We start from the raw sequence: 5,123 nt of genomic DNA, 5'->3' as shown, positions 1-5,123 counted from the left end.
GCTGTCGGGTCAGGACTCCGAGCGCGGCACCTTCTCGCAGCGCCATTCGGTGCTGATCGATCAGGAAGACGAGACCCGCTACACCCCGTTCAATCACCTCTCGCCCGACCAGGGGCACTATGAGGTGATCAACTCGCTGCTGTCCGAAGAAGCGGTGCTCGGCTTCGAATACGGCTACTCGCTGGCCGAGCCGAACGCGCTGACGCTGTGGGAAGCCCAGTTCGGCGACTTCGCCAACGGCGCCCAGGTGTTGTTCGACCAGTTCATCTCGTCGGGCGAGCGCAAGTGGCTGCGCATGTCGGGCCTGGTCTGCCTGCTGCCCCATGGCTACGAGGGTCAGGGCCCGGAGCACTCGTCGGCACGTCTCGAGCGCTATCTGCAGATGTGCGCCGAAGACAACATGCAGGTGGTGTATCCGACCACGCCGGCCAACTACTTCCATGCGCTCCGCCGTCAGCTCAAGCGCGAGATCCGCAAGCCCTTGATCCTGATGACGCCGAAGTCGCTGCTTCGCCACAAGCGGGCGGTCTCGCGGCTCGAAGAGCTCGGCCCCGATACCAGCTTCCACCGCGTGCTGCTTGACGACGCACAGACGCAGCCGGACGACAAGACCAAGCTGGTGGCGGACGCCAAGATCCGCCGCGTCGTGGTATGTTCCGGCAAGGTCTACTACGACCTCTACGACGAGCGCGAGAAGCGCGGCATCGACGACGTCTATCTGCTGCGCGTCGAGCAGCTCTATCCGGTGCCGGTCAAGACGCTGGTGCACGAGCTGTCGCGCTTCAAGGATGCGGAGCTGGTGTGGTGTCAGGAAGAGCCGCGCAACATGGGCGGCTGGCACTTCATCGAGCCGTATCTGGAGTGGGTGCAGAACCAGATCGAAGCCAAGCATCGCCGGCCGCGTTACGTCGGCCGCCCGGCTTCCGCGGCGACTGCGACCGGCTTGATGTCGAAGCACCTGGCGCAGCTCAAGGCGTTCCTCGACGAAGCGTTGCGTTGACGCATCGGGCCGCCGCCTGACGGCGGCCCTTCGGTTTTTCCTGAGTTTGGATCACGGGGCGGGCGCCGGCGCGACAGCCGCGACGCTGCAAAAGGACGAAGACGATGACTGAAATTCGCGTTCCGACGCTCGGTGAATCGGTGACCGAGGCGACCATCGGCCGCTGGTTCAAGAAGCCGGGCGAGGCGGTGGCCGTCGATGAGCCGCTCGTCGAGCTCGAAACCGACAAGGTGACGATCGAAGTGCCGGCCCCGTCGGCCGGCACGCTCGGCGAAATCGTCGCCAAGGACGGCGAGACCGTCGCGGTCGGCGCGCTGCTCGGACAGATCACCGATGGCGCCGCCCCGGCCAAGCCGGCTGCCGCTGCTCCGGCGAAGGCCGCGGCCTCGGCCGCTGCACCGGCTCCGGCGGCTCCGGCCCCCGCGGCTGCTCCCGCCGCCAAGGCTCCGCCATCCGACGCGCCGCTGGCGCCGTCGGTGCGCCGGCTGTCGACCGAGAGCGGCGTCGATGCCTCGACCGTGCCGGGCTCCGGCAAGGATGGCCGCGTCACCAAGGGCGACATGCTGGCGGCGATCGAGAAGGCGGCCTCCGCGCCGACCCCGGTCAGCCAGCCCGCCGCCGCCGTGCAGGTCCGTGCGCCATCGCCGGCCGACGATGCCGCGCGTGAAGAGCGCGTCAAGATGACCCGGCTGCGCCAGACCATCGCGCGCCGGCTCAAGGAAGTTCAGAACACCGCCGCGATGCTGACGACCTTCAACGAGGTCGACATGACCAACGTCATGGCGCTGCGCGCGCAGTACAAGGACGTGTTCGAGAAGAAGCATGGCGCCAAGCTCGGCTTCATGGGCTTCTTCACCAAGGCCTGCGTTCAGGCCCTGAAGGACATCCCGGCGGTGAACGCCGAGATGGACGGCACCGACCTGATCTACAAGAACTACTACCACATCGGCGTCGCCGTCGGCACCGACAAGGGTCTCGTCGTGCCGGTGGTGCGCGACTGCGACGAGAAATCGATCGCCGACATCGAGAAGAGCATCGTCGACTACGGCAAGCGTGCCCGCGACGGTCAGCTCAAGATCGACGAAATGCAGGGCGGCACTTTCACGATCACCAATGGCGGCATCTACGGTTCGTTGATGTCGACCCCGATCCTGAACGCGCCGCAGTCCGGCATTCTCGGCATGCACAAGATCCAGGAACGTCCGGTGGTGATCGGCGGCAAGATCGAAGTCCGCCCGATGATGTATCTGGCGCTGAGTTACGATCACCGCGTGATCGACGGCAAGGAAGCGGTGACCTTCCTGGTCCGCGTCAAGGAGAGCCTGGAAGATCCCGCGCGTCTCGTGCTGGATCTCTGAGACTGGAGTAAGTGCCGGCGGCGCGTCCCTGCGCGCCGCCGCTGACCTTGGGGGAAACGATGCCGCCGATGCCGACCGAGATCACGGTGCTGGGCTGGAGCGTGGTGCTGCTGATCGTGCAGATGTTCCTGGCTTCGATCCCGACGACCATGGAGCTCGGCGGCGACTATCAGGCGGGGCCCCGGGACGAGCCGCGAACGCCGCAAGGCCGCTTCGCCGGCCGCGCGAACCGCGCCTTCCGCAATCTGCTCGAAACCTATCCGGCGTTCGTTGGTCTGGCGCTGGCGTTAGCGGTCACTGGCAAGACCGGCGGCTACGCCGCCACGGCTTCGGTCGTCTGGCTGATCGCCCGCGCATTGTATGCGCCGCTGTACATCATCGAAATCCCGTTCGCCCGCAGCATTGTGTGGTTCGTGTCGCTGCTGGCGCTGATCGCGATGCTGGTCCGGCTGCTGAGCTGAGGCGCCCATGAACGATCGCGTCGTCATCATCACCGGAGGCAGCCGCGGCATCGGCCGCGCCACGGCGCTGGGTTGTGCGAAGCGCGGCTTCAAGGTCGTGATTGGCTACGCCAGCAATTCCGCCGCGGCTGACGAGGTGGTGACCGAGATCGCAGCCAGCAACGGCAAGGCGATCGCGGTGAAATGCGACGTTGGGCACGAAGAGGACATCCTGGCGCTGTTCGCAGCAGCGGACGCCTTCGGTCCGCTCGGCGCGCTGGTCAACAATGCGGGCATCGTCGGCCCGACCGCGCGGGTCGACGAAATGTCGGCCGAACGCATCCAGCGCATCATGGCGGTCAACGTCACCGGCAGCATTCTGTGCGCCCGCGAGGCGGTGAAGCGGATGTCGACCCGGCACGGCGGCCAGGGTGGCGTGATCATCAATTTGTCGTCGGTCGCGGCGAAGCTCGGCTCGCCGAACACCTATGTGGACTACGCAGCCTCCAAGGGCGCGGTCGACTCGTTCACGGTCGGTCTCGGACACGAAGTCGCCGGCGAGGGGATTCGCGTCGCGGCGATCCGGCCCGGCCTGATCGACACCGAAATTCACGCGTCCGGCGGCGATCCGGAACGCGCCCACCGGCTCAGCGTCAACGTGCCGATGAAGCGCGTCGGCCGCGCCGAAGAAATCGCCAACGCCGTCGTCTGGCTGCTGTCGGACGAGGCTTCCTATGTCACCAGCGCCATCTTCGACGTGTCGGGGGGACGATAGTCGCTCCGGCGCCAACTCACAGGATTGATCTATGGCCACCTACGATCTCGTCGTCATCGGTACCGGCCCCGGCGGCTACGTCTGCGCGATCCGCGCGGCACAGCTCGGCCTCAAGGTGGCGGTGGTGGAAAAGAACCCGACGCTCGGCGGCACCTGCCTCAATGTCGGCTGCATGCCGTCGAAGGCGCTGCTGCACGCCTCCGAGCTGTTCGAGGAAGCCGGGCATTCGTTCGCCAAGATGGGCATCGGCGTGTCGGCCCCGAAGCTCGATCTGCCGGCGATGATGAACTTCAAGCAGCAGGGGATCGACGGCAACGTCAAAGGCGTCGAATACCTGATGAAGAAGAACAAGATCGACGTGCTGGCCGGCAAGGGCAAGATCCTCGGCACCGGCAAGGTCGAGGTGACGGGTGCCGACGGCAAGGCCACCAGCGTCGAGACCAAGTCGATCGTGATCGCGTCCGGCTCGGCAGTGGCTCAGCTCAAGGGCATCGAGATCGACGAGAAGCGCGTGGTGTCGTCGACCGGGGCGCTGTCGCTCGACAAGGTGCCGGGCAAGCTGATCGTGGTCGGTGCCGGCGTGATCGGACTCGAGCTCGGCTCGGTGTGGCGCCGTCTCGGCGCCGAGGTCACCGTGGTCGAATTCCTCGACCGCATCCTGCCGGGCATGGACGGCGAGGTGGTCAAACAATTCCAGCGCATCCTCGAAAAGCAGGGCTTTGCATTCAAGCTCGGCGCCAAGGTCACCGGCGTCGACACCTCGGGCGCGAAGCTCGCCGTGAAGGTCGAGGCGGCGGCCGGCGGCAATCCGGAGACGCTGGAAGCCGACGTCGTGCTGGTTGCGATCGGCCGCGTTCCCTACACCGAAGGCCTCGGCCTGAAGGAAGCCGGCGTTGCGCTCGACGAGCGCGGCCGGGTGGTGATCGACGATCACTTCGCCACCAGCCTTAAGGGCGTGTACGCGATCGGTGACGTGGTGCGCGGTCCGATGCTGGCCCACAAGGCGGAGGACGAAGGCGTCGCGGTCGCCGAGCTGATCGCCGGCAAGGCCGGCCACGTCAATTACGATGTCATTCCGGGCGTGGTGTACACGACGCCGGAAGTGTCGAGCGTCGGCAAGACCGAAGAGGACCTCAAGCAGGCCGGCGTCGTCTATACGGTCGGCAAATTCCCGTTCACCGCCAACGGCCGCTCCAAGGTCAACCAGACCACCGACGGCTTCGTGAAGATCCTGGCCGACGCCAAGACCGACCGCGTTCTCGGCGTTCACATCATTGGCCGCGAGGCCGGCGAGATGATCCACGAGGCGGCCGTGCTGATGGAGTTCGGCGGCTCGGCCGAGGATCTGGCCCGCACCTGCCACGCCCATCCGACCCGCTCGGAGGCCATCAAGGAAGCCGCCCTTACGGTCGGCAAGCGCGCCATCCATATGTGACGGAGAGCCGGCCTTGGCCGGCGCGACGGATGGTGGCGTGATGAAAGGTCGATTGTGGCAGCCCCTGTGGGTGCTGCTGGCGGTTCTGTTCCTGATCGAGACGTGGTCCCAGAAC

4 protein-coding genes and 1 pseudogene are annotated in these 5,123 nt (G+C 66.3%); all 5 read left to right on the top strand.

All coding sequences use genetic code 11. The features are described from left to right. Nucleotides 1–1,000: pseudogene (sucA, locus tag DYI24_RS20795) on the top strand (2-oxoglutarate dehydrogenase E1 component); the annotation flags it as partial. A 104-nt stretch (nt 1,001–1,104) separates the two neighbouring features. Beyond that, nucleotides 1,105–2,358 carry a 2-oxoglutarate dehydrogenase complex dihydrolipoyllysine-residue succinyltransferase gene (gene odhB, locus DYI24_RS20790; protein WP_164573673.1) on the top strand — a complete coding sequence of 418 codons (1,254 nt, stop codon included), beginning with the start codon at nt 1,105–1,107 and terminating at the stop codon, nt 2,356–2,358. Between the two features lie 59 nt (nt 2,359–2,417). After that, entirely contained in the window at nt 2,418–2,819 is a 402-nt protein-coding gene (locus tag DYI24_RS20785; protein WP_164573672.1) for an MAPEG family protein, read from the top strand. Between the two features lie 7 nt (nt 2,820–2,826). Further along, a complete protein-coding gene (locus DYI24_RS20780) occupies nt 2,827–3,573 on the top strand; it encodes an SDR family oxidoreductase (protein ID WP_164573671.1) in 747 nt (248 codons plus the stop codon). 31 nt (nt 3,574–3,604) lie between these two features. Beyond that, nucleotides 3,605–5,008 carry a dihydrolipoyl dehydrogenase gene (lpdA, locus tag DYI24_RS20775; protein WP_164573670.1) on the top strand — a complete coding sequence of 468 codons (1,404 nt, stop codon included), beginning with the start codon at nt 3,605–3,607 and terminating at the stop codon, nt 5,006–5,008. The last annotated feature ends 115 nt before the right edge of the window (nt 5,009–5,123 follow it).

The sequence above is a fragment of the Rhodopseudomonas sp. BR0C11 genome (assembly GCF_010820945.1).
Taxonomy (GTDB): Bacteria; Pseudomonadota; Alphaproteobacteria; order Rhizobiales; family Xanthobacteraceae; genus Rhodopseudomonas; species Rhodopseudomonas palustris_H.
Note: the sequence above shows the minus strand (reverse complement) of the source record. Positions and strands in the feature narration are given on the sequence as shown.